This window comes from Bacillus sp. F56 (assembly GCF_001748205.1).
GTDB classification, from domain to species: domain Bacteria; phylum Bacillota; class Bacilli; order Bacillales; family Bacillaceae; genus Bacillus; species Bacillus stercoris.
Genome location: NZ_BDFC01000012.1, coordinates 77,809 through 100,940, shown reverse-complemented (window position 1 = coordinate 100,940; position 23,132 = coordinate 77,809). Strand labels below are relative to the sequence as shown.

Here is a 23,132-nt window from a genome sequence, read left to right as displayed (position 1 = left end):
GGAGGGAAAATATGCCTGAGGGCAAAATTATTAAGGCGCTAAGCGGCTTTTACTATGTACTGGATGAATCAGAGGATTCAGATAAAGTAATACAATGCAGAGGGAGAGGCATTTTCAGAAAGAACAAAATTACTCCTCTCGTCGGTGATTACGTTGTGTATCAGGCTGAAAATGACAAAGAAGGATATCTGATGGAAATCAAAGAAAGAACCAATGAGCTTATCAGGCCGCCAATTTGCAATGTTGATCAAGCGGTCCTTGTTTTCTCAGCGGTTCAGCCTTCTTTCAGCACGGCGTTGCTCGACCGCTTCCTGGTTCTCGTCGAAGCCAATGATATTCAGCCGATCATATGCATTACTAAAATGGATCTGATTGATGATCAAGATACAGAAGATATGATACAAGCCTATGCAGAAGACTATCGGAATATTGGTTATAACGTGTATCTTACCTCCTCTAAGGACCAAGACAGTTTAGCGGACATCATCCCGCATTTTCAGGATAAAACAACGGTATTTGCCGGTCAATCCGGTGTTGGAAAATCCTCGCTTCTCAACGCGATCAGTCCCGAGCTCGGATTGAGAACAAACGAGATTTCCGAGCATTTGGGCCGCGGGAAACACACAACCCGCCACGTGGAGCTGATACACACGTCCGGAGGCTTGGTTGCGGATACGCCGGGATTCAGCTCGCTTGAATTTACAGACATTGAGGAAGAAGAACTGGGCTATACCTTCCCAGATATAAGAGAAAAAAGCGCTTCATGCAAATTTAGAGGCTGTTTACATCTAAAAGAGCCGAAATGTGCGGTGAAACAAGCTGTTGAAGACGGTGAAATAAAGCAGTACCGCTATGACCATTATGTTGAATTTATGACGGAGATTAAAGACAGAAAGCCGAGGTATTAGCATAATGATAAAGGTTGCACCATCTATTCTTTCCGCTGATTTTGCTTCTTTAGGCAATGAGATTAAAGATGTAGAAAAAGGCGGAGCTGATTATATTCATATTGATGTTATGGACGGCCATTTTGTCCCGAATATCACAATCGGTCCGCTGATTGTAGAAGCAGTCCGGCCGGTAACGGATCTGCCGCTCGATGTTCATTTAATGATAGAAGAGCCCGATCGCTATATCCCAGCTTTTGCGAAAGCCGGCGCAGATATCCTGTCTGTGCATGCTGAGGCATGTCCGCACCTGCACCGTACCATCCAGCTTATTAAAGAGCAAGGAGTGAAGGCCGGTGTTGTTCTAAACCCGCATACTCCTGTACAAGTCATCGAGCATGTTTTCGATGATCTCGACCTTGTTCTATTAATGACGGTGAACCCAGGGTTCGGCGGACAGAAATTTATTCATTCAGTCCTTCCTAAAATAAAAGAGGTTAAGCGAATGGCGGATGAAAAAGGAAAAAAAGATCTGTTAATTGAAGTAGACGGCGGCGTCAACAAAGAAACCGCTCCGCTAGTTATTGAAGCGGGCGCGAATTTACTCGTAGCCGGTTCAGCTGTTTATGGCCAGTCTGACCGCAAAAAAGCAATTTCTGAAATCAGAGGAAAATAAATAAACAGCTTTAGAAAAGAGCTGGGCATACAGTAGCCTAAGCTCTTTTTCCTGTATGCAGAGAAAGGAATCAGAGATGAAAACAATTAATATCGTTGCGGGAGGCCCGAATAATCTCATTCCCGATCTAACCGGCTATTCGGATGAACACGCGCTTTGGATTGGTGTTGACAAAGGCACCGTCACTCTTTTAGATGCCGGGATCATTCCTGTTGAAGCCTTCGGAGATTTTGACAGCATAACAGAACAAGAACGCCGGCGGATAGAACAAGCCGCTCCCGCCCTTCATGTGTATCAAGCAGAAAAAGATCAAACAGATTTAGACCTCGCCCTTGATTGGGCGCTGGAAAAGCATCCGGATATCATTCAGATTTTCGGCATTACAGGCGGCAGAGCTGATCATTTTTTAGGAAACATTCAGCTTCTGTTTAGAGGTGTAAAAACGAACATAAAAATTAGGCTGATAGACAAACAAAATCATATTCAAATGTTCCCTCCTGGTGAATATGATATTGAGAAGGATGAAAATAAGCGATATATCTCCTTCATACCGTTTTCCGAAGAAATACATGAGCTGACTCTGACTGGTTTTAAATATCCTCTAAATAATTGTCATATTACGCTCGGTTCAACACTATGTATTAGTAACGAACTCATTCATTCACGAGGTACTTTTTCGTTTGCAAAAGGCATATTAATAATGATAAGAAGCACGGATTAAGCATGTGCTTTCATTCATTTGCTGAAAACAATGAACAAGGTGGTTACGGGACGTTATAGGAGGGGACAAAAAATGAAATTTTACACCATTAAATTGCCGAAGTTTTTAGGAGGAATTGTCCGGGCGATGCTGGGCTCATTTAGAAAAGATTAATGCCCAGGGGTTCAAAGCCCTCTTTCACCACATAAAAACGCCTGCCACATATTGAGGCAGGCGTTCATTTTGTTATACACGCTCAACTTTACCGGATTTCAAAGCTCGAGCAGATACATATACTTTTTTAGGTTTTCCGTTCACAAGGATACGAACCTTTTGAAGATTCGCGCCCCAAGTGCGCTTAGAAGCGTTCATTGCGTGAGAACGGTTATTCCCAGCTGTTGTTTTTTTACCTGTGATAACGCATTTACGTGCCATTTGTTTCCCTCCTCACTTGCACAAAACATCTACTTTTTAACATTCATATGATCTTAGATGCTTTCGATATGGATACTTTAAATAATTTACCACAGCTAAAAAACGTTTGCAACTATTGTTTCATCATCTTTCAAGAAAATTCACTTGACATCTTGCGGAAACAGCAGCGCTATAGTATATGTAGAGGTACGGCCAGCAATTATTGCCTGGTCTTTTCATAATGGAAACCATATAGTAGAATAGCTGTAACTCTATGCATTCGAAGGAGGAAATAGTGTGTCCATTGAATTAAGAACGAAGTACGGGCAGATTGATATATCTAATGAAGTCATCGCAATGGTTGCAGGAGGCGCGGCTGTTGATTGCTACGGCATTGTCGGCATGGCTTCTAAAAACCAGATTAAAGACGGACTGACTGAAATCCTTCGGAAAGAGAATTTCAGCAGGGGTGTCCAAGTTCGCCAAGTAGGAGAACAGATACATATCGACATGTATATCATAGTCAGCTACGGCACGAAAATTTCTGAAGTGGCACATAATGTCCAAACAAAAGTAAAGTACACAGTAAATCAAACCATCGGACTCGCAGTGGACTCGGTCAATATTTATGTCCAAGGCGTACGAGTGACGAACCCGTAGTTAGGAGGAGTAGGATTGTCTATTAGAACATTAGACGGCAGAACCTTTGCCGAGATGATTCATGCGGGAGCGCAGAATCTGTCTCAAAACGCCAGTGCAGTTGATGCGCTGAACGTGTTCCCTGTGCCGGACGGTGATACGGGAACAAATATGAACCTGTCGATGACTTCCGGAGCAAGAGAAGTTGAACAAATGGATACGGATGATATCGGGAAGGTGGGCTCCGCGTTATCTAAAGGACTGCTCATGGGAGCGCGTGGAAATTCAGGAGTCATCCTGTCCCAATTGTTCCGCGGATTCAGCAAAAGCATTGAATCGAAAAAAGAAATTAATTCGCTGGAATTTGCAGCTGCACTGCAAGCAGGTGTAGACATGGCGTATAAAGCTGTCATGAAACCTGTAGAGGGCACCATTTTAACAGTTGCAAAAGACGCTGCGAAAAAAGCGATGACCTTAGCAGAAAAAGAAACCGATATCACTGCGCTGATGACTGCAGTGACAGAAGAAGCGGAGGCGTCTTTAAACCGCACCCCTGAATTGCTTCCTGTTCTAAAGGAAGTAGGAGTTGTCGACAGTGGGGGCAAAGGTCTGCTTTGTGTGTATGAAGGTTTCCTTGCTTCATTAAAAGGTGAAGCTGTACCTCAGAAAGCAGTTCTTCCGTCACTTGACGACATGGTCAACGCGGAGCATCACAAGAGCGCCCAAAGCATGATGAATACCGAAGATATTGAATTTGGTTTCTGTACCGAAGTGATGGTGAGGCTTGATCAGGCAAAAAGAGAATTCGATGAAGGTACGTTCAGACAAGACCTCAGCCAGTTCGGTGATTCACTGCTCGTGATTGCGGATGAATCGCTGGCGAAGGTTCATATTCATGCTGAAGAGCCTGGGAACGTGTTAAACTACGCCCAGCATTACGGTGAATTGATCAAAATAAAAATAGAAAATATGAGAGAACAGCATACCTCTATCATCAGTCAAGAAAGCAAGCCCGCTGGCAACGAAAAAACGCCGGCAAAACAGCCGTATGGCATTGTAACTGTGGCGATGGGGGAAGGAATTTCAGACCTATTCAAAAGCATTGGCGCTTCTGTTGTGATTGAAGGCGGTCAGACGATGAACCCGAGTACTGAGGATATCGTCGAAGCCGTGAAGTCTGTAAATGCAGAAACGGTGTTTATCCTGCCGAACAACTCTAACATTATTATGGCTGCTAACCAAGCGGCCAGCGTAATGAATGAACAGGTTTTAGTCATTCCGGCCAAAACGGTTCCACAAGGGATGTCAGCATTGCTGGCCTTTAACCCGGATCAAGAAGCTGAAGCGAACGAGGCCAATATGCTCAGCGCCATTCAGCAAGTAAAAAGCGGACAGGTGACATATTCAGTCAGAGATACTCATATTGACGGTAAAGATATTAAAAAAGGCGACTTTATGGGCATTCTAAATGGAACGATTATCGGCACTTCTGAAAATCAACTGTCAGCCGTGAAAATGCTGCTGTCAGAAATGATCGGAGAAGACGATGAAATCGTGACCATTCTATATGGTGAGGATGCGTCTCGGGAAGAAGCTGAGCAGCTTGAAGCATTTCTCAGTGATAAGTACGAGGAGATTGAGGTTGAGATTCACAATGGGAAACAGCCGCTGTATTCGTATATCGTTTCTGCAGAATAGAAGGGCAAATTGCCCTTCTATTCTTATGTCTGCTTTTAAATGCGGCAGCGCTGTAACGCGCCCGCTTGCCATTTTATATCTGATCAATTAGTCTAGAAGCAAAGCGCTAATAAGCTCTGGTTCATAAGGAGGAATAGCATGAAATACAGAAGCGTTTTTGATATTATCGGTCCGGTTATGATCGGTCCGTCCAGCTCTCATACAGCGGGAGCTGCCAGAATCGGGAGAGTGGCCAGAAGTTTATTTGGCAGAGAGCCTGAGCGCATCATCATATCTTTTTACGGGTCTTTTGCGGAAACGTATAAGGGCCACGGCACTGATGTCGCGATTATCGGCGGATTGCTTGATTTTGATACATTCGACGAACGGATTAAAACCGCTATACAAATTGCAGAAGATAAAGGAATTCATATAGAGTTTCGGGTTGAAGACGCAGTTCCGGTCCATCCGAACACAGCCAAAATCACCATTTCTGATGAAAAGGGAGAGCTTGAGCTGACGGGTATTTCAATTGGCGGAGGAAAGATCGAAATCACAGAATTGAATGGTTTTGAACTCCGGCTGTCAGGAAATCATCCGGCCATATTAGTTGTTCATAATGACAAATTTGGCACCATCGCCGGTGTTGCCAATGTTCTGGCGAAATTTTCAATCAACGTAGGACATATGGAAGTAGCCCGGAAAGATATCGGCCAGCTTGCGCTGATGACAATAGAGGTCGATCAAAATATAGACGACCATATTCTCGACGAGCTGTCAAAGCTGCCGAATATTATTCAAGTGACAAAGATTGCTGACTAGCGAAAGGGTCAGGAGGAGCCAGTTATGTTTCGTAATGTAAAGGAATTAATTGAGATTACTAAAGAAAAACAAATATTGATCTCTGATGTGATGATCGCTCAAGAGATGGAAGTAACAGAAAAAACAAAAGAGGACATTTTTCAGCAGATGGATCATAACCTGTCTGTTATGGAAGCGGCGGTTCAGAAAGGACTCGAGGGAGTGACGAGCCAAACGGGCTTAACGGGCGGAGACGCCGTTAAATTACAGGCTTATATTCGATCAGGAAAAAGCCTGTCTGGCCCGTTGATTTTAGATGCTGTATCGAAAGCCGTTGCAACAAATGAAGTAAATGCAGCTATGGGAACCATCTGTGCGACACCGACTGCAGGTTCTGCCGGTGTGGTGCCCGGCACGTTATTTGCTGTAAAAGAAAAGCTGAATCCAACGAGAGAACAAATGATTCGCTTTTTGTTTACGGCCGGAGCCTTCGGATTTGTCGTCGCCAATAACGCAAGTATTTCCGGTGCTGCCGGAGGATGTCAGGCAGAGGTTGGATCAGCTTCAGGTATGGCGGCTGCGGCCATTGTTGAAATGGCAGGAGGAACCCCCGAACAAAGCGCGGAGGCCATGGCCATTACATTAAAAAATATGCTAGGCCTCGTGTGCGACCCTGTAGCGGGGCTTGTTGAGGTGCCCTGCGTGAAACGGAATGCGATGGGCGCGTCAAATGCGATGATCGCCGCTGATATGGCATTGGCGGGCATTACTAGCCGTATTCCATGTGATGAGGTTATCGATGCCATGTATAAAATAGGCCAAACGATGCCAACTGCACTTAGGGAAACAGGCCAGGGCGGTTTAGCGGCCACACCGACTGGAAGAGAGTTAGAGAAAAAAATTTTCGGAGGAGCGCTAGGTTCACGTGAAACAACATCAGCAAACTAGTATAGCTAACATTAAGGGTATTGGGCCGGAAACAGAAAAAACATTACACGAACTCGGAATTTATGACATTTCTGATCTTCTGAATTATTTCCCTTATCGCTATGATGACTATGAGCTGAGGGATTTAGAAGAAGTAGCGCATGATGAAAGAGTGACAGTCGAAGGGAAGGTTCATTCAGAGCCTTCTCTTACCTATTACGGAAAAAAACGAAACAGGCTGACATTTCGGGTTCTTGTCGGCAACTATTTAATCACAGCCGTATGTTTTAACAGGCCTTATTTGAAGAAAAAGCTTTCGCTGGGCTCTGTCGTGACGGTCTCAGGTAAATGGGACAAGCACCGCCAAACGATCTCTGTACAAGAGTTGAAAAACGGGCCGCATCAAGAGGATAAAAGCATTGAACCAGTGTATTCTGTGAAAGAAAATGTTACCGTCAAAATGATGAGGCGCTTTATTCAGCAGGCGCTGATCCAATATGCAGAATCACTTCCTGATCCTCTTCCGGAAAAGCTAAGAAAAAGCTATAAACTGCCTGACTATTATCAGGCGTTAAAAGCAATGCACCAGCCGGAAACAAGGGAAGCATTAAAGCTTGCCAGACGAAGGTTTGTTTACGAAGAATTTTTGCTGTTTCAGTTGAAAATGCAGGCGTTCCGAAAGGCGGAAAGAGAGCAGACACAAGGGATACGGCAGGTTTTTTCAAACGAAGAACTCATGAGATTTATCAAAAGCCTCCCGTTTCCCCTCACAAATGCCCAGTCACGCGTTCTTCGCGAAATAACAGCAGACATGTCTTCTCCATACAGAATGAACCGTCTTCTTCAAGGGGACGTTGGATCAGGAAAAACAGCAGTCGCTGCGATTGCGTTGTATGCCGCGATCTTATCCGGATACCAAGGAGCGCTCATGGTGCCGACAGAAATTCTTGCCGAACAGCATGCTGATTCGCTTGTTTCACTATTTGAAAAATGGGATGTCAGCGTGGCTCTTTTGACAAGCTCCGTTAAAGGGAAGCGGCGAAAAGAATTGCTTGAACGTCTTGCGGCGGGAGAGATTGATATTCTCGTAGGAACCCACGCTTTAATCCAAGATGAGGTGGAGTTTAAGGCGCTGAGTCTTGTTATTACAGATGAACAGCATCGTTTTGGGGTTGAGCAGCGCAAAAAGCTTCGGAACAAAGGGCAGGATCCCGATGTTCTCTTTATGACAGCCACTCCGATTCCAAGAACGTTAGCGATCACAGTGTTCGGTGAAATGGACGTATCAGTTATTGATGAGATGCCGGCTGGACGAAAGCAAATCGAAACCTATTGGGTAAAACATGACATGCTGGATCGCATTTTGGCATTTGTCGAAAAAGAATTAAAGCAAGGCAGACAGGCTTATATCATCTGTCCGCTGATTGAAGAATCAGACAAGCTTGATGTGCAAAACGCCATTGACGTGTACAATATGCTTTCTGATATTTTTAGGGGGAAATGGAACGTCGGCCTTATGCACGGAAAGCTGCATTCAGATGAAAAAGACCAGGTCATGAGAGAATTCAGCGCCAATCATTGTCAAATTCTCGTATCCACCACTGTCGTTGAGGTCGGCGTGAATGTTCCGAATGCAACGATTATGGTGATTTATGACGCCGACCGTTTCGGTCTGTCACAGCTTCACCAGCTGCGCGGCCGAGTCGGACGGGGGGAACATCAATCTTTCTGTATTCTGATGGCTGATCCAAAATCAGAAACAGGGAAAGAACGGATGAGGATCATGTCGGAGACCAATGACGGGTTCGAGCTGTCTGAAAAGGATCTGGAACTGAGGGGTCCCGGTGATTTCTTTGGGAAAAAACAAAGCGGAATGCCGGAATTCAAGGTGGCGGACATGGTTCATGATTACAGAGCGCTTGAAACGGCAAGGCAGGATGCTGCGAATCTTGTGGCTTCCGACGCGTTCTGGAAGGAGCCGGAATACGCTGTGTTAAGAGAGCATTTGCTGAAGAGCGGAGTAATGGACGGGGAAAAATTAAGCTGAGCATCAGAAGTTTTTGGTGTTCAGCCAGAAACAATCGTTGCATTCCAATCTATGAAATTATATACTACTATTAGTACCTAGTCTTAATTGTCCGGATGGTGTTTAGATATGAGAAGAAATAAGAGAGAACGCCAGGAATTACTTCAGCAGACGATTCAAGCAACCCCTTTTATTACAGATGAAGAATTAGCTGGTAAATTCGGGGTGAGCATCCAGACGATACGTTTGGACCGCTTAGAGCTTTCCATACCGGAGCTGAGAGAAAGAATTAAGAACGTGGCAGAGAAAACACTTGAGGACGAAGTAAAGTCCCTGTCACTTGATGAAGTTATCGGAGAAATTATTGACCTTGAGCTGGATGATCAGGCGATATCCATTTTAGAAATAAAACAGGAGCATGTGTTCAGCCGGAATCAGATTGCGAGAGGACACCATTTATTTGCACAGGCGAATTCTTTGGCCGTTGCAGTCATTGATGACGAGCTGGCGCTGACTGCAAGTGCAGACATCCGCTTTACAAGACAGGTAAAGCAGGGAGAACGCGTCGTAGCGAAAGCGAAAGTAACGGCTGTCGAAAAAGAAAAAGGAAGAACGGTTGTCGAAGTGAACAGCTACGTTGGCGAAGAAATTGTTTTTTCTGGACGCTTTGATATGTATCGTTCAAAACATTCATAAAGGTGGAGCATGCATGAGAATAGCTGTAGATGCAATGGGGGGAGACCACGCTCCCAAAGCTGTTATTGACGGAGTTATAAAAGGTATAGAGGCGTTTGATGATCTCCATATCACACTTGTCGGTGACAAAACAACGATAGAATCACATTTAACAACAACATCAGATCGCATCACGGTGCTGCACGCAGATGAAGTGATTGAGCCTACGGATGAACCGGTCCGCGCCGTGCGAAGAAAAAAGAACTCATCAATGGTTCTTATGGCGCAGGAGGTTGCGGAAAACAGAGCTGACGCCTGCATTTCAGCAGGGAATACCGGTGCGTTAATGACAGCCGGTCTCTTTATCGTCGGAAGAATTAAAGGAATTGACCGTCCGGCGCTTGCCCCGACACTTCCGACCGTTTCGGGAGACGGATTTCTTCTGCTTGATGTCGGCGCCAATGTCGATGCCAAACCGGAGCACCTCGTTCAATACGCCATCATGGGCTCTGTTTATTCTCAGCAAGTGCGCGGTGTCTCTTCACCGAGAGTCGGGCTTTTAAATGTCGGAACAGAAGATAAAAAAGGAAACGAACTGACGAAACAAACGTTTCAAATGTTAAAAGAAACAGAGAACATCAATTTTATCGGAAACGTGGAAGCGCGAGACCTATTAGATGATGTGGCGGATGTTGTAGTAACAGACGGCTTTACCGGGAATGTTACACTCAAAACGCTGGAAGGCTCTGCGTTGTCTATTTTTAAAATGATGAGAGAAGTAATGACGTCTACTTTCACATCCAAGCTTGCAGCAGCTGTGCTGAAGCCAAAGTTGAAAGAAATGAAAATGAAAATGGAGTACTCGAATTATGGTGGAGCAAGTCTTTTTGGCTTAAAAGCCCCTGTGATCAAGGCGCACGGCTCATCAGATTCTCATGCAGTATTTCATGCGATTCGGCAAGCAAGAGAGATGGTCAGCCAAAATGTGGCTGAACTCATTCAGGAAGAAGTAAAAGAAGAAAAAACAGATGAGTAGTCTGGAGGTTTTTACATCATGAGTAAGATTGCATTTTTATTCCCGGGTCAGGGTTCACAATTTATCGGCATGGGAAAAGAGCTTTATGAGCAGGTGCCTGCTGCAAAGCGTCTGTTTGATGAAGCCGATGAAACATTAGAAACAAAACTCAGCTCGCTTATTTTTGAGGGTGCTGCTGAAGAATTAACACTTACATACAATGCGCAGCCTGCTTTGCTTACGACAAGCATTGCAGTTCTTGAGAAATTTAAAGAATCTGGCATTACACCTGATTTCACAGCAGGGCACAGCCTTGGTGAATATTCTGCACTGGTTGCGGCTGGCGCCCTGTCCTTCAAAGATGCTGTTTACACCGTCAGAAAACGCGGAGAGTTTATGAATGAAGCGGTACCGGCTGGCGAAGGAGCAATGGCTGCGATTCTCGGCATGGATGCTGAAGCGTTAAAGCAAGTAACTGATAAAGTCACGAAGGAAGGCAATCTTGTACAGCTTGCGAATCTCAACTGTCCTGGACAAATCGTTATTTCCGGAACAGCTAAAGGGGTTGAGCTTGCATCTGAACTGGCAAAAGAGAATGGTGCAAAACGCGCGATTCCGCTTGAAGTAAGCGGTCCGTTCCATTCCGAACTGATGAAACCGGCAGCTGAAAAGCTGAAAGAGGTATTGGATGCTTGTGACATAAAAGACGCTGACGTTCCGGTCATCTCAAATGTTTCTGCTGACGTGATGACTGAAAAAGCTGAAATCAAACAAAAACTCATTGAGCAGCTTTACTCTCCTGTTCGTTTTGAGGAGAGCATTAACAAGCTGATTGCAGAGGGTGTTACGACTTTTGTTGAAATCGGTCCCGGAAAAGTGCTTTCAGGCCTTGTGAAAAAAGTAAACAGACGATTAAAAACAATTGCTGTATCAGATCCGGAAACGATCGAGCTGGCAATTCAAACGCTTAAGGAGGAGAATGATAATGCTTAATGATAAAACGGCTATTGTCACTGGCGCATCCCGCGGAATTGGCCGCTCAATCGCCCTTGACCTGGCAAAAAGCGGCGCGAATGTTGTCGTGAACTACTCCGGCAATGAAGCGAAAGCAAATGAAGTGGTTGATGAAATCAAATCAATGGGCAGAAAAGCAATTGCTGTCAAAGCGGATGTATCAAATCCCGAAGATGTACAAAACATGATAAAAGAAACGCTTTCTGTTTTTTCTACGATTGATATTCTGGTTAATAATGCGGGAATTACAAGAGACAATCTCATCATGAGAATGAAAGAAGACGAATGGGATGATGTCATTAACATTAACCTGAAGGGTGTTTTCAACTGCACAAAAGCTGTGACAAGACAAATGATGAAACAGCGTTCAGGACGTATTATTAACGTATCGTCTATCGTAGGCGTCAGCGGAAACCCTGGACAAGCCAACTACGTGGCTGCAAAAGCCGGCGTCATCGGTTTAACCAAATCTTCCGCTAAAGAGCTGGCCAGCCGAAATATTACGGTAAATGCGATAGCGCCAGGATTTATCTCAACCGATATGACAGATAAACTTGCAAAAGACGTTCAAGATGAAATGCTGAAACAAATTCCGCTCGCGCGCTTTGGCGAACCCGGCGATGTCAGCAGTGTTGTCACGTTCCTTGCTTCAGAGGGAGCACGTTACATGACAGGCCAAACACTTCATATTGACGGCGGAATGGTGATGTAAGTTTTTTCTCGAAAATTTCATCATAGTTTCTCTAGTTTTTTAAAAACGAATCCACTATAATACTTGAGGGGAGGTGAATTGCTATGGCAGATACATTAGAGCGTGTAACGAAAATCATCGTAGATCGCCTTGGCGTTGATGAAGCAGACGTCAAACTTGAAGCTTCTTTCAAGGAAGACTTAGGTGCTGATTCCCTAGATGTAGTTGAGCTTGTTATGGAACTTGAAGACGAGTTTGATATGGAAATTTCTGACGAAGATGCTGAAAAGATTGCAACAGTCGGCGACGCTGTGAACTACATACAAAACCAGCAATAAGCTGATGCTAAAAGTCCCGCCGAAACGCGGGGCTTTAGCCCTTTATTCGTGCAGTTATTACAGCATGCCGCTTTTACGCGCGCTGTATCCGGTTTAGTCAGAGAAGCGCGGTGAACCTGATGTGCCTATGGAGGTTACTATGTCAAAACACTCACATTATAAAGATAAAAAAAAGTTCTATAAAAAAGTAGAACAATTTAAAGAGTTTCAAGAACGGATTTCGGTTCACTTTCAAAATGAAAAGCTTTTGTATCAAGCATTTACACATTCATCTTATGTGAATGAGCATCGGAAAAAGCCGTATGAAGATAATGAAAGGCTTGAATTTTTAGGTGACGCTGTTTTGGAACTGACGATCTCCAGATTCTTATTTGCCAAATACCCGGCTATGAGTGAAGGAGATTTGACGAAATTGAGAGCCGCAATTGTTTGCGAACCGTCTCTCGTTTCATTGGCTCACGAACTGTCATTCGGCGACCTTGTCCTGTTGGGGAAAGGTGAGGAAATGACAGGCGGAAGAAAGCGTCCTGCTCTATTGGCAGATGTTTTTGAGGCATTTATCGGAGCCTTGTATCTTGACCAAGGATTAGAGCCGGTCGAAAGTTTCTTAAAAGTTTATGTGTTCCCTAAAATTAACGATGGTGCTTTTTCTCATGTGATGGATTTCAAAAGCCAGCTGCAGGAATACGTGCAGCGGGACGGCAAAGGCTCTCTGGAGTATAAAATCTCCAACGAAAAAGGACCTGCGCACAACCGTGAATTTGAAGCCATCGTATCTCTAAAAGGTGAACCACTCGGAGTCGGAAACGGCCGTTCAAAGAAAGAAGCCGAACAGCACGCTGCGCAGGAAGCTTTAGCTAAATTGCAAAAACACCATACGAAACAATAAAATCCCCCTTATAATTCAGGGGGATTTCAGTATGTATGCCGTCTTATTTCACCAATGTTTATGATAGAATTGAAATACTTATTACATAAGGAGGATCGCTATGTTCCTCAAACGTTTAGACGTTATAGGATTTAAATCATTTGCAGAACGGATTTCCGTAGACTTCGTGAAAGGCGTGACAGCGGTTGTCGGCCCGAACGGAAGCGGAAAAAGCAACATCACGGATGCCATTCGCTGGGTTCTCGGCGAACAATCGGCACGCTCTCTTCGCGGCGGAAAAATGGAAGACATTATTTTTGCCGGCAGTGATTCAAGAAAGCGATTAAATCTAGCTGAAGTTACGCTTACTCTTGATAATGACGATCATTTCTTGCCAATTGACTTCCACGAGGTTAGTGTCACAAGACGTGTGTACAGATCAGGCGAAAGTGAGTTTCTGATTAACAATCAGCCATGCCGCTTAAAAGATATTATTGATTTATTTATGGACTCTGGCCTTGGTAAAGAAGCATTTTCTATTATCAGCCAAGGGAAAGTGGAAGAGATTTTAAGCAGCAAAGCAGAAGATCGCCGCAGTATCTTTGAAGAAGCGGCCGGGGTGCTTAAATATAAAACGAGAAAGAAAAAAGCAGAAAATAAACTGTTTGAAACACAGGACAACCTAAATCGGGTAGAAGATATATTACATGAGCTTGAAGGACAGGTTGAACCTCTTAAAATTCAAGCTTCAATCGCGAAAGATTACCTTGAGAAAAAGAAAGAGCTGGAGCATGTTGAAATTGCGCTGACTGCCTATGATATCGAAGAGCTGCATGGCAAATGGTCAACGCTTAAAGAGAAAGTGCAGCTTGCAAAGGAAGAAGAGCTCGCTGAATCGTCTGCGATTTCTGCGAAAGAAGCGAAAATCGAAGATGCGCGAGATAAAATTCAAGCGCTTGATGAATCAGTAGATGAACTCCAGCAAGTTTTACTGGTAACAAGTGAAGAGCTGGAAAAGCTTGAAGGCCGTAAAGAAGTCCTGAAAGAACGAAAGAAAAACGCTGTGCAAAACCAAGAACAGCTTGAAGAAGCCATTGTTCAGTTCCAGCAAAAAGAAACGGTGCTGAAACAAGAGCTTGCGAAGCAGGAAGCTGTCTTCGAAACACTTCAAGCAGAGGTGAAACAGCTAAGGGCTCAAGTAAAAGAAAAACAACAGGCTCTAAGTCTTCACAACGAAAATGTCGAAGAGAAAATCGAGCAGCTGAAAAGTGATTACTTTGAGCTGTTAAACAGCCAGGCTTCGTTTCGCAACGAGCTCCAGCTCCTAGATGATCAGATGTCCCAATCTGCTGTCACATTGCAGAGACTCGCGGACAACAATGAAAAGCACTTACAGGAACGGCGTGATATTTCTGCGCGAAAAGCAGCATGTGAAACGGAATTTGCCCGAATTGAGCAGGAGATTCACAGTCAAGTTGGTGCATATCGTGATATGCAGACAAAATATGAGCAGAAAAAGCGCCAATACGAAAAAAATGAATCCGCTCTGTATCAGGCATACCAATACGTTCAGCAAGCGAGAGCAAAAAAGGACATGCTTGAGACGATGCAGGGGGATTTCTCCGGCTTTTATCAAGGTGTTAAAGAAGTGCTGAAAGCGAAAGAGCGCCTTGGCGGAATTCGCGGAGCGGTCCTTGAGCTGATCTCGACAGAACGGAAGTATGAAACTGCCATTGAAATAGCGCTCGGCGCTTCTGCTCAACACGTCGTGACCGACGATGAACAGTCTGCCCGCAAAGCGATTCAATATTTAAAGCAGAATTCCTTCGGCCGGGCGACGTTTTTGCCTCTTTCTGTTATTAGAGACCGCCAGCTTCAAAGCCGTGACGCGGAAACAGCCGCTCGGTACTCATCATTTCTCGGGGTTGCCAGTGAACTTGTCACATTTGATCCTGCATATCGAAGCGTCATACAGAATCTTCTTGGGACCGTGCTGATCACAGAGGATTTAAAGGGTGCAAACGAGCTTGCGAAGCTTCTCGGGCACCGGTACCGCATCGTAACCCTTGAGGGAGATGTTGTGAACCCTGGTGGCTCAATGACGGGCGGCGCGGTTAAAAAGAAAAATAACTCCCTTCTCGGAAGAAGCCGGGAGCTAGAAGATGTGACGAAACGGCTCGCTGAAATGGAAGAGAAAACTGCTCTGCTTGAACAAGAGGTCAAAACCCTTAAGCACTCCATTCAGGATATGGAGAAAAAACTGGCTGACTTAAGAGAAACCGGAGAAAGCTTAAGGTTAAAGCAGCAGGATGTGAAGGGCCAGCTGTACGAACTTCAAGTTGCCGAGAAAAATATCAACACCCATTTAGAGCTCTATGATCAAGAAAAATCTGCTCTGTCAGAAAGCGATGAAGAGAAAAAAGCGCGCAAACGCAAGCTTGAAGAAGAGCTCTCAGCCGTATCTGAAAAGATGAAGCTTCTTGAAGAGGACATAGACAGACTGACAAAACAAAAACAATCGCAATCCTCAACGAAAGAGTCTCTCTCCAACGAGCTGACTGAGCTGAAGATCGCAGCAGCCAAAAAAGAGCAGGCATGCAAGGGGGAAGAGGACAACCTTGCCAGATTGAAGAAAGAGCTCACAGAAACTGAGTTTGCGTTAAAAGAAGCAAAAGAAGACTTAAGCTTCTTAACGTCAGAGATGTCATCAAGCACCAGCGGCGAAGAAAAGCTGGAAGAAGCCGCAAAACACAAATTGAATGACAAAACGAAAACGATCGAACTGATTGCGTTAAGGCGCGATCAGCGCATCAAGCTTCAGCATGGGCTTGATACGTATGAGCGTGAGCTAAAAGAAATGAAACGCCTGTATAAACAAAAAACAACACTCTTAAAAGACGAGGAAGTCAAACTTGGGCGAATGGAAGTAGAGCTCGATAATTTACTCCAGTACTTGCGGGAGGAATACAGCTTGTCCTTTGAGGGGGCAAAAGAGAAATATCAGCTTGAGACTGATCCAGAGGAAGCCAGAAAGCGCGTGAAGCTGATTAAACTCGCAATTGAAGAGCTTGGTACCGTGAACCTCGGAAGCATAGATGAGTTTGAGAGGGTCAACGAACGGTACAAGTTTCTGTCGGAACAAAAAGAAGATTTAACAGAAGCGAAAAATACCCTGTTCCAAGTGATTGAAGAAATGGATGAAGAAATGACGAAACGCTTTAACGACACATTCGTCCAAATCCGCTCACACTTTGATCAAGTCTTCCGCTCCTTATTCGGAGGGGGGCGAGCTGAATTGAGGCTCACCGATCCTAACGATCTGCTTCACTCAGGAGTTGAGATTATCGCACAGCCGCCGGGGAAAAAGCTGCAAAACTTAAATCTCCTGTCAGGCGGAGAGCGTGCGCTTACGGCTATAGCGCTCTTATTCTCAATTTTAAAAGTTCGCCCAGTGCCGTTTTGCGTCCTTGACGAAGTAGAGGCTGCGCTTGATGAAGCGAATGTGTTCCGGTTTGCGCAGTATTTAAAAAGATACAGCAGAGATACCCAGTTTATTGTGATTACCCACAGAAAAGGGACGATGGAGGAAGCGGATGTCCTATACGGCGTAACCATGCAGGAGTCCGGTGTGTCCAAGGTAATCTCAGTTAAGCTGGAAGAAACAAAAGAATTCGTTCAGTAACGAGGAAAGAGGTTAAAAGATGAGCTTTTTTAAAAAATTAAAAGAGAAAATCACAAAACAGACAGATTCCGTATCTGAAAAGTTTAAGGATGGCCTTGAAAAAACAAGAAACTCCTTTCAAAACAAAGTGAATGATCTTGTATCCCGTTACCGTAAAGTGGATGAGGATTTCTTCGAAGAGCTTGAAGAGGTTCTTATCAGCGCGGATGTCGGTTTTACAACCGTTATGGAATTGATAGATGAACTAAAAAAAGAAGTCAAACGCAGAAATATCCAAGATCCGAAGGAAGTCCAGTCAGTCATTTCTGAGAAACTGGTCGAGATTTATAACAGCGGAGATGAGCAAATTTCAGAGCTGAATATCCAGGATGGGCGTTTAAACGTAATCCTTCTGGTAGGTGTAAACGGCGTTGGGAAAACGACAACGATCGGAAAGCTTGCTCATAAAATGAAACAAGAAGGAAAATCTGTCGTGCTTGCTGCCGGAGACACTTTTAGAGCGGGAGCCATTGAACAGCTGGAAGTATGGGGAGAACGTACAGGAGTGCCTGTCATTAAGCAGACGGCCGGAAGCGATCCGGCGGCTGTCATCTACGATGCTGTTCATGCTGCAAAAGCAAGAAATGCCGATGTATTAATTTGTGATACGGCAGGTCGTCTCCAAAACAAAGTCAATCTCATGAAAGAGCTTGAAAAAGTGAAACGTGTTATCGAAAGAGAGGTTCCTGAAGCGCCGCATGAGGTGCTGCTTGCCCTTGATGCCACAACTGGCCAAAATGCAATGGCCCAGGCAAAAGAGTTCTCTAAAGCGACAAATGTTACCGGCATTGCTTTAACGAAGCTTGATGGTACGGCAAAAGGCGGTATCGTCCTTGCGATTCGCAACGAGCTTCACATCCCGGTTAAACTAGTCGGGTTAGGTGAAAAAGTTGATGACCTCCAGGAATTTGATCCAGAATCGTATGTGTACGGGCTCTTTTCAGATTTAGTGGAAAAAGCCGAGGATTAATGAATAAAAAGCGAGTATAAAATGGACAGTTTTATACTCGTTTTTTTATACGCATTGATATATCGGAATGGAGGGTGCAGATTGTTGGACAAATGGCTGAAAGCTGAATTGGAAAAAAAGATCGGCGCAATAAAACACATGTCGCTGTTGGATGAACAGGGAGGCACTTCAACCGTTCGAAAAATAGTGACAAGCCAAGGCGCATATCTGTTGAAAAGTTCTTCTCACCTGAAGTATCGGGAATGGTTAAGGAGAGAAGCCCTTGTTTTACAAAAGCTTACCGAAACTCATCGTCTGCCTGTCCCTGTTTATTATGGGTTTATCCAGCAACAGCATTCCAGCCATATCGTCATGTCGTTTGAAGATGGAATTACACTGACTTCTGCTTTAAGAAAAGCAAAGGGAGATACTGAAAAGAAAAAGCTGATCAAAAGCTTCGGCCAGTTTCTCAATCGTCTGCATGAAACCGAACTTGTCCCTGATTTACAGCCGGAAATAGATTGGCTCGATTTGCAAATCAAACGAGCCGGTGAATATGTCGAAAAAGGACAAGCTGAAGGCAGCGCATGGCTTTTGAAGGAATTGGACCAGCACAGGCCTGTTCCTGTTCAGCAGACAATGATTCATGGTGACTGCACAACTGATAATGTGCTGGTGAAAGACGGAGAGGTTTGTCTGTTTATTGATGCTGCGGGAATATCAGCGGGAGATCCGCGATATGATGAATCATTGGCGATCAGAAATTTTGCCACAAATGAAGCATTTCTCAATGCTTTTTACGAAGGCTATTTCCGCTATCGAGTATCTAAACAAGAATTCGAGTATTTTAACGGCGGTCTATATGAATTTTTCTGAATGAATTTATTATGCAAAAAGAGCAGCATGCTTTGACAAGATAAAAACTTGACAGTGTCAATAAAACCGTGTAAACTAAGTTATCGTAAAGGGATTTGACTTAACAAAGGGGAGAGCTCAAATGTCACTCGAAAAGACAACGAGAATGAATTATCTGTTTGATTTTTATCAGTCGTTGTTGACGTCAAAACAGAAGAGCTATATGTCGCTTTATTATTTGGACGATTTCTCCCTAGGCGAAATAGCCGAAGAATATGAGGTTTCAAGACAAGCTGTTTATGATAACATCAAACGAACAGAAGCGATGCTTGAACAATATGAAGAAAAGCTGCTCCTTTTGAAAAAGTTTCAGGAGCGTAAAGAGATGTTTAATAAGCTGAAGGAGCTTGCTTCCGGTTCAAAAGAAGAGGAAGAAATTACAGCTCTGATTGAAGCGCTTGAGAAATTAGATTAGGAGGCGGCAAACTATGGCATTTGAAGGATTAGCCGACCGACTGCAGCAGACGATTTCTAAAATCCGCGGAAAAGGGAAAGTCAGCGAACAAGATGTTAAAGATATGATGCGTGAGGTTCGTCTTGCGCTGCTTGAGGCTGACGTTAACTTTAAAGTAGTCAAGGATTTTGTCAAAAAAGTAAGTGAACGCGCTGTAGGCCAAGACGTCATGAAAAGTCTGACGCCCGGCCAGCAGGTCATTAAAGTTGTTCAAGAGGAACTGACTGAGCTGATGGGCGGCGAAGAGAGCAAAATCGCCGTCGCAAAAAGGCCGCCGACTGTTATTATGATGGTCGGTCTCCAAGGTGCCGGTAAAACGACAACAAGCGGTAAGCTTGCGAATCTGCTGCGCAAAAAGCATAATCGCAAACCGATGCTGGTTGCTGCCGATATTTACCGCCCAGCCGCAATTAAGCAGCTGGAAACGCTCGGCAAACAGCTAGATATGCCTGTTTTCTCTCTTGGTGATCAGGTCAGTCCTGTTGAAATAGCGAAACAAGCGATTGAGAAAGCCAAGGAAGAACATTATGACTATGTCATTTTGGATACGGCAGGCCGCTTGCATATCGACCATGAACTGATGGATGAACTGACCAACGTCAAAGAAATCGCGAATCCGGAAGAAATCTTCCTTGTTGTCGATTCAATGACCGGTCAGGACGCTGTGAATGTTGCCAAAAGCTTTAATGAACAGCTCGGTTTAACCGGTGTTGTGTTAACGAAGCTGGATGGAGACACACGCGGCGGGGCTGCGCTTTCTATTCGCGCGGTCACAAACACGCCGATTAAATTCGCGGGTATGGGTGAAAAGCTTGATGCGTTAGAGCCGTTCCATCCTGAACGCATGGCATCAAGGATTCTCGGCATGGGCGACGTGCTGACATTGATTGAAAAAGCGCAGGCCAGTGTTGATGAAGACAAAGCCAAAGAGCTTGAACAAAAAATGAGAACGATGAGCTTCACATTGGACGATTTTCTGGAGCAGCTCGGGCAAGTCAGAAACATGGGACCGCTTGATGAACTTCTGCAAATGATGCCGGGTGCAGGCAAAATGAAAGGCCTGAAAAACATCCAAGTTGATGAAAAACAGCTGAATCATGTGGAAGCCATCATCAAATCAATGACTGTTCTTGAAAAAGAACAGCCAGATATCATCAATGCCAGCCGGCGGAAGCGGATTGCAAAAGGAAGCGGGACATCCGTACAGGAAGTCAACCGTCTGCTTAAGCAGTTTGACGAAATGAAAAAAATGATGAAGCAGATGACAAATATGTCAAAAGGCAAGAAAAAAGGGTTTAAGCTACCTTTTATGTAATCGGTTATACATGATAAAACCATTGTTAAGAAAAAACACTTTACAAACACTTTTATCATTGTTAATATACTATCTTGTTGAAATATTTTCGGAGGTGCTAGTAAAATGGCAGTAAAAATTCGTTTAAAACGTATGGGAGCAAAAAAATCTCCTTTCTATCGTATTGTTGTAGCAGATTCTCGTTCACCACGTGACGGCCGTTTCATTGAAACAGTCGGAACTTACAACCCGGTTGCAAAACCAGCGGAAGTAAAAATTGACGAAGAGCTTGCTCTTAAATGGCTTCAAACTGGAGCGAAACCATCTGATACAGTTCGCAACTTGTTCTCTAGCCAAGGAATCATGGAAAAATTCCACAACGCTAAACAAGGCAAGTAATGACTGATCAACACTTGGAAGATTTGATTGTCCGAATTGTGACCCCGCTTGTTGATCATCCAGATGACATTCGCGTCACAAGAGAAGAAACCGATCAAAAGATTGCGCTGCGCTTATCTGTCCATAAGTCAGATACCGGTAAAGTTATCGGAAAGCAAGGCCGGACTGCAAAAGCGATTCGAACAGCTGTATTTGCAGCTGGCGCACAGTCTTCTAAGAAAGTTCAATTTGAGATATTTGACTAAAAGGGAGAGGGCCGGCACCTCCCCTTTTTTTACACGCAAAAAAAGGGTAAACTGATAGAAGCTTAGGCAAAATAGAAAAGCCTGAGCGAGAAAAAGTTTTAAAAGCGGGGAGCTTGGTGCGATGCAAATTATTCACCGTGTAGCCGTTATGCAAGTCTTAACCGAGCGCAGCAAAGAACAGCTTTTAGCTTCTTTTGCCGAAAAGAAACAAATGCTTGAACGAGAATGCAGCCAGCTCTATTTTCAGCTTAGAAAACACGAGAAAGAACAACAAAACCCTGATATGATTGAACAATTTAAAAAGGCAATAGAAAAGCGAAAAGATGATATAAAGATCATCGATTTTCAAATTGCTCAAGTACATACATTGCCGCTTGGCAGTGAGTTGAGAGAAAAGGAAGTCGATGCCCTGCTGACGATTGAAGCCGGGGATGACTGGCATGAAAAAACAGCAGCGAACACCATCGTCATAAAAGACGGAAAAGTAATTGAAATTCGCCAGAGGTGATCATATGACAAAGCGATGGTTTAATGTAGGCAAAATCGTGAATACCCACGGAATCAAAGGCGAAGTGCGTGTGATTTCGAAAACAGATTTTGCCGAAAAACGATACAAGCCGGGAAACACGCTGTATTTGTTTATGGACGGCCGTAACGAACCAGTGGAAGTAACGGTAAACACGCATAGACTGCATAAGCAGTTTCATCTGCTGCAGTTTAAAGAAAGACAAAGCCTAAATGAAGTAGAAGAGCTGAAAAACGCAATCATTAAAGTGCCTGAAGAAGATTTAGGAGAGCTGAATGAGGGTGAATTTTATTTTCATGAAATCATTGGGTGTGAAGTATTTACTGAGGAAGGCGAACTCATTGGAAAGGTCAAAGAAATTTTGACGCCTGGAGCTAATGACGTTTGGGTCATCGAACGAAAAGGAAAAAAAGACGCACTCATTCCTTACATTGAATCAGTGGTCAAACATATTGATGTCAGCGAAAAGAAAATTGAGATTGATCTCATGGAAGGGTTAATAGACGAATGAAAATCGACTTTTTGACGCTGTTTCCAGAAATGTTTGAAGGTGTGCTCGGCTCATCGATTCTTCAAAAAGCCCAGGAAAAAGATGCGGTGCAGTTTCAAGTCGTCAATTTCCGAGAGTACTCTGATAACAAGCACAATACTGTTGATGATTATCCTTATGGCGGCGGTGCAGGTATGGTTCTCAAGCCTCAGCCTGTTTTTGACGCGGTCGAGGACCTGACATCAAAGGCAGCAGCTGCTCCGCGTATTATCCTCGTATGCCCGCAAGGTGAGCGTTTTACCCAAAAAAAAGCCGAACAATTAGCAAAGGAAGAGCATTTGCTGTTCATTTGCGGCCACTATGAAGGCTATGATGAACGCATCCGCGAGCATCTGGTAACGGATGAAATATCAATTGGCGACTTTGTACTGACGGGCGGTGAGCTCCCTGCAATGATGATCGCAGACAGCGTGGTCAGACTGCTTCCGGGTGTACTGGGTAAAGAGGCTTCCTATATTGAGGATTCATTCAGCACCGGACTCTTAGAGCACCCGCATTATACAAGACCGGCAGATTACAAAGGTTTAAAAGTGCCTGAAACACTTTTGTCAGGAAACCATGCAAAAATTGAAGAATGGCGGAATAAAGAATCGATCAGAAGGACCTACCTAAGACGTCCGGATCTGTTGAAAGACTACCCGCTTACAGAGCAGCAAAGAAAGTGGATTTCTGAATGGGAAAAAGAATAGATTTTATTGCATAGGCTATGAAATTGTGATAAGATACTACTT

26 protein-coding genes are annotated in these 23,132 nt (G+C 44.2%); 25 read left to right on the top strand and 1 reads right to left on the bottom strand.

Going from position 1 to position 23,132, the window contains the following annotated elements:
- Positions 1 to 11 precede the first annotated feature (11 nt).
- The 4 genes from rsgA to spoVM all read left to right on the top strand — a co-directional run bounded on the left by rsgA (position 12) and on the right by spoVM (position 2,437).
- Positions 12 to 908 carry a ribosome small subunit-dependent GTPase A gene (gene rsgA, locus BFW96_RS19525; protein WP_069840340.1) on the top strand — a complete coding sequence of 299 codons (897 nt, stop codon included), beginning with the start codon at positions 12 to 14 and terminating at the stop codon, positions 906 to 908.
- A gap of 4 nt (positions 909 to 912) precedes the next feature.
- Entirely contained in the window at positions 913 to 1,563 is a 651-nt protein-coding gene (rpe, locus tag BFW96_RS19520) for a ribulose-phosphate 3-epimerase (RefSeq protein ID WP_069840339.1), read from the top strand.
- A 76-nt stretch (positions 1,564 to 1,639) separates the two neighbouring features.
- The gene (locus tag BFW96_RS19515; RefSeq protein ID WP_041521333.1) at positions 1,640 to 2,284 is read left to right on the top strand and encodes a thiamine diphosphokinase; all 645 of its coding nucleotides are present in this window, start codon (positions 1,640 to 1,642) and stop codon (positions 2,282 to 2,284) included.
- A gap of 72 nt (positions 2,285 to 2,356) precedes the next feature.
- Positions 2,357 to 2,437 carry a stage V sporulation protein SpoVM gene (gene spoVM, locus BFW96_RS19510; protein WP_003221545.1) on the top strand — a complete coding sequence of 27 codons (81 nt, stop codon included), beginning with the start codon at positions 2,357 to 2,359 and terminating at the stop codon, positions 2,435 to 2,437.
- 72 nt (positions 2,438 to 2,509) lie between these two features.
- On the opposite strand, the gene rpmB is transcribed toward spoVM, so the two are convergent.
- Positions 2,510 to 2,698 (bottom strand): 50S ribosomal protein L28, encoded by a 189-nt coding sequence (rpmB, locus tag BFW96_RS19505; RefSeq protein WP_003221548.1) that lies wholly within the window; start codon positions 2,696 to 2,698, stop codon positions 2,510 to 2,512.
- A gap of 276 nt (positions 2,699 to 2,974) precedes the next feature.
- On the opposite strand from rpmB, the gene BFW96_RS19500 reads away from it, so the two are divergent.
- From BFW96_RS19500 to trmD, 21 genes are all read left to right on the top strand, one after another.
- The gene (locus BFW96_RS19500) at positions 2,975 to 3,337 is read left to right on the top strand and encodes an Asp23/Gls24 family envelope stress response protein (protein WP_014663939.1); all 363 of its coding nucleotides are present in this window, start codon (positions 2,975 to 2,977) and stop codon (positions 3,335 to 3,337) included.
- A 15-nt stretch (positions 3,338 to 3,352) separates the two neighbouring features.
- Positions 3,353 to 5,014, top strand: coding sequence for a DAK2 domain-containing protein (locus BFW96_RS19495; protein ID WP_069840338.1), 1,662 nt, complete (start codon positions 3,353 to 3,355; stop codon positions 5,012 to 5,014).
- A gap of 138 nt (positions 5,015 to 5,152) precedes the next feature.
- Positions 5,153 to 5,815 carry an L-serine ammonia-lyase, iron-sulfur-dependent subunit beta gene (sdaAB, locus tag BFW96_RS19490; RefSeq protein ID WP_069840337.1) on the top strand — a complete coding sequence of 221 codons (663 nt, stop codon included), beginning with the start codon at positions 5,153 to 5,155 and terminating at the stop codon, positions 5,813 to 5,815.
- 24 nt (positions 5,816 to 5,839) lie between these two features.
- Positions 5,840 to 6,742 carry an L-serine ammonia-lyase, iron-sulfur-dependent, subunit alpha gene (sdaAA, locus tag BFW96_RS19485; protein WP_003232049.1) on the top strand — a complete coding sequence of 301 codons (903 nt, stop codon included), beginning with the start codon at positions 5,840 to 5,842 and terminating at the stop codon, positions 6,740 to 6,742.
- Positions 6,720 to 8,768: an ATP-dependent DNA helicase RecG gene (gene recG / locus BFW96_RS19480; RefSeq protein WP_069840336.1), complete on the top strand. Its 2,049-nt coding sequence runs from the start codon at positions 6,720 to 6,722 to the stop codon at positions 8,766 to 8,768. The genes sdaAA and recG overlap by 23 nt, the downstream gene beginning before the upstream one ends.
- 108 nt (positions 8,769 to 8,876) lie before the next feature.
- The gene (gene fapR / locus BFW96_RS19475) at positions 8,877 to 9,443 is read left to right on the top strand and encodes a transcription factor FapR (RefSeq protein WP_003232044.1); all 567 of its coding nucleotides are present in this window, start codon (positions 8,877 to 8,879) and stop codon (positions 9,441 to 9,443) included.
- 13 nt (positions 9,444 to 9,456) lie between these two features.
- Positions 9,457 to 10,458, top strand: a complete 1,002-nt coding sequence (gene plsX, locus BFW96_RS19470; RefSeq protein ID WP_069840335.1) for a phosphate acyltransferase PlsX — start codon at positions 9,457 to 9,459, stop codon at positions 10,456 to 10,458.
- An 18-nt stretch (positions 10,459 to 10,476) separates the two neighbouring features.
- A complete protein-coding gene (gene fabD, locus BFW96_RS19465) occupies positions 10,477 to 11,430 on the top strand; it encodes an ACP S-malonyltransferase (RefSeq protein WP_069840334.1) in 954 nt (317 codons plus the stop codon).
- Positions 11,423 to 12,163, top strand: coding sequence for a 3-oxoacyl-[acyl-carrier-protein] reductase (fabG, locus tag BFW96_RS19460; RefSeq protein ID WP_014113766.1), 741 nt, complete (start codon positions 11,423 to 11,425; stop codon positions 12,161 to 12,163). The genes fabD and fabG overlap by 8 nt, the downstream gene beginning before the upstream one ends.
- An 83-nt stretch (positions 12,164 to 12,246) precedes the next feature.
- Complete coding sequence (gene acpP, locus BFW96_RS19455; protein WP_003154310.1) at positions 12,247 to 12,480, top strand: acyl carrier protein; 234 nt, start codon at positions 12,247 to 12,249, stop codon at positions 12,478 to 12,480.
- Positions 12,481 to 12,619: 139 nt separating this feature from the next.
- On the top strand, positions 12,620 to 13,369 hold the full coding sequence (gene rncS / locus BFW96_RS19450) for a ribonuclease III (RefSeq protein ID WP_003232030.1): 750 nt from the start codon (positions 12,620 to 12,622) through the stop codon (positions 13,367 to 13,369).
- Between the two features lie 100 nt (positions 13,370 to 13,469).
- Positions 13,470 to 17,030: a chromosome segregation protein SMC gene (gene smc, locus BFW96_RS19445; RefSeq protein ID WP_069840333.1), complete on the top strand. Its 3,561-nt coding sequence runs from the start codon at positions 13,470 to 13,472 to the stop codon at positions 17,028 to 17,030.
- Between the two features lie 19 nt (positions 17,031 to 17,049).
- Positions 17,050 to 18,039, top strand: coding sequence for a signal recognition particle-docking protein FtsY (gene ftsY, locus BFW96_RS19440; RefSeq protein ID WP_014663946.1), 990 nt, complete (start codon positions 17,050 to 17,052; stop codon positions 18,037 to 18,039).
- A gap of 84 nt (positions 18,040 to 18,123) precedes the next feature.
- A complete protein-coding gene (locus BFW96_RS19435) occupies positions 18,124 to 18,894 on the top strand; it encodes a phosphotransferase family protein (RefSeq protein WP_069840346.1) in 771 nt (256 codons plus the stop codon).
- Between the two features lie 121 nt (positions 18,895 to 19,015).
- Positions 19,016 to 19,348 (top strand): putative DNA-binding protein, encoded by a 333-nt coding sequence (locus tag BFW96_RS19430; RefSeq protein WP_003238590.1) that lies wholly within the window; start codon positions 19,016 to 19,018, stop codon positions 19,346 to 19,348.
- Positions 19,349 to 19,361: 13 nt separating this feature from the next.
- Entirely contained in the window at positions 19,362 to 20,702 is a 1,341-nt protein-coding gene (ffh, locus tag BFW96_RS19425; RefSeq protein WP_014663948.1) for a signal recognition particle protein, read from the top strand.
- A gap of 105 nt (positions 20,703 to 20,807) precedes the next feature.
- Complete coding sequence (rpsP, locus tag BFW96_RS19420; protein ID WP_003220815.1) at positions 20,808 to 21,080, top strand: 30S ribosomal protein S16; 273 nt, start codon at positions 20,808 to 20,810, stop codon at positions 21,078 to 21,080.
- Positions 21,080 to 21,325, top strand: coding sequence for a KH domain-containing protein (locus BFW96_RS19415; protein WP_014663949.1), 246 nt, complete (start codon positions 21,080 to 21,082; stop codon positions 21,323 to 21,325). Before rpsP ends, BFW96_RS19415 begins: the two co-directional genes overlap by 1 nt.
- Positions 21,326 to 21,446: 121 nt before the next feature.
- Positions 21,447 to 21,833, top strand: a complete 387-nt coding sequence (locus BFW96_RS19410; RefSeq protein ID WP_014663950.1) for a YlqD family protein — start codon at positions 21,447 to 21,449, stop codon at positions 21,831 to 21,833.
- 4 nt (positions 21,834 to 21,837) lie between these two features.
- Positions 21,838 to 22,362: a ribosome maturation factor RimM gene (gene rimM, locus BFW96_RS19405; RefSeq protein ID WP_069840332.1), complete on the top strand. Its 525-nt coding sequence runs from the start codon at positions 21,838 to 21,840 to the stop codon at positions 22,360 to 22,362.
- On the top strand, positions 22,359 to 23,090 hold the full coding sequence (gene trmD, locus BFW96_RS19400) for a tRNA (guanosine(37)-N1)-methyltransferase TrmD (protein ID WP_069840331.1): 732 nt from the start codon (positions 22,359 to 22,361) through the stop codon (positions 23,088 to 23,090). The genes rimM and trmD overlap by 4 nt, the downstream gene beginning before the upstream one ends.
- Positions 23,091 to 23,132 lie beyond the last annotated feature (42 nt).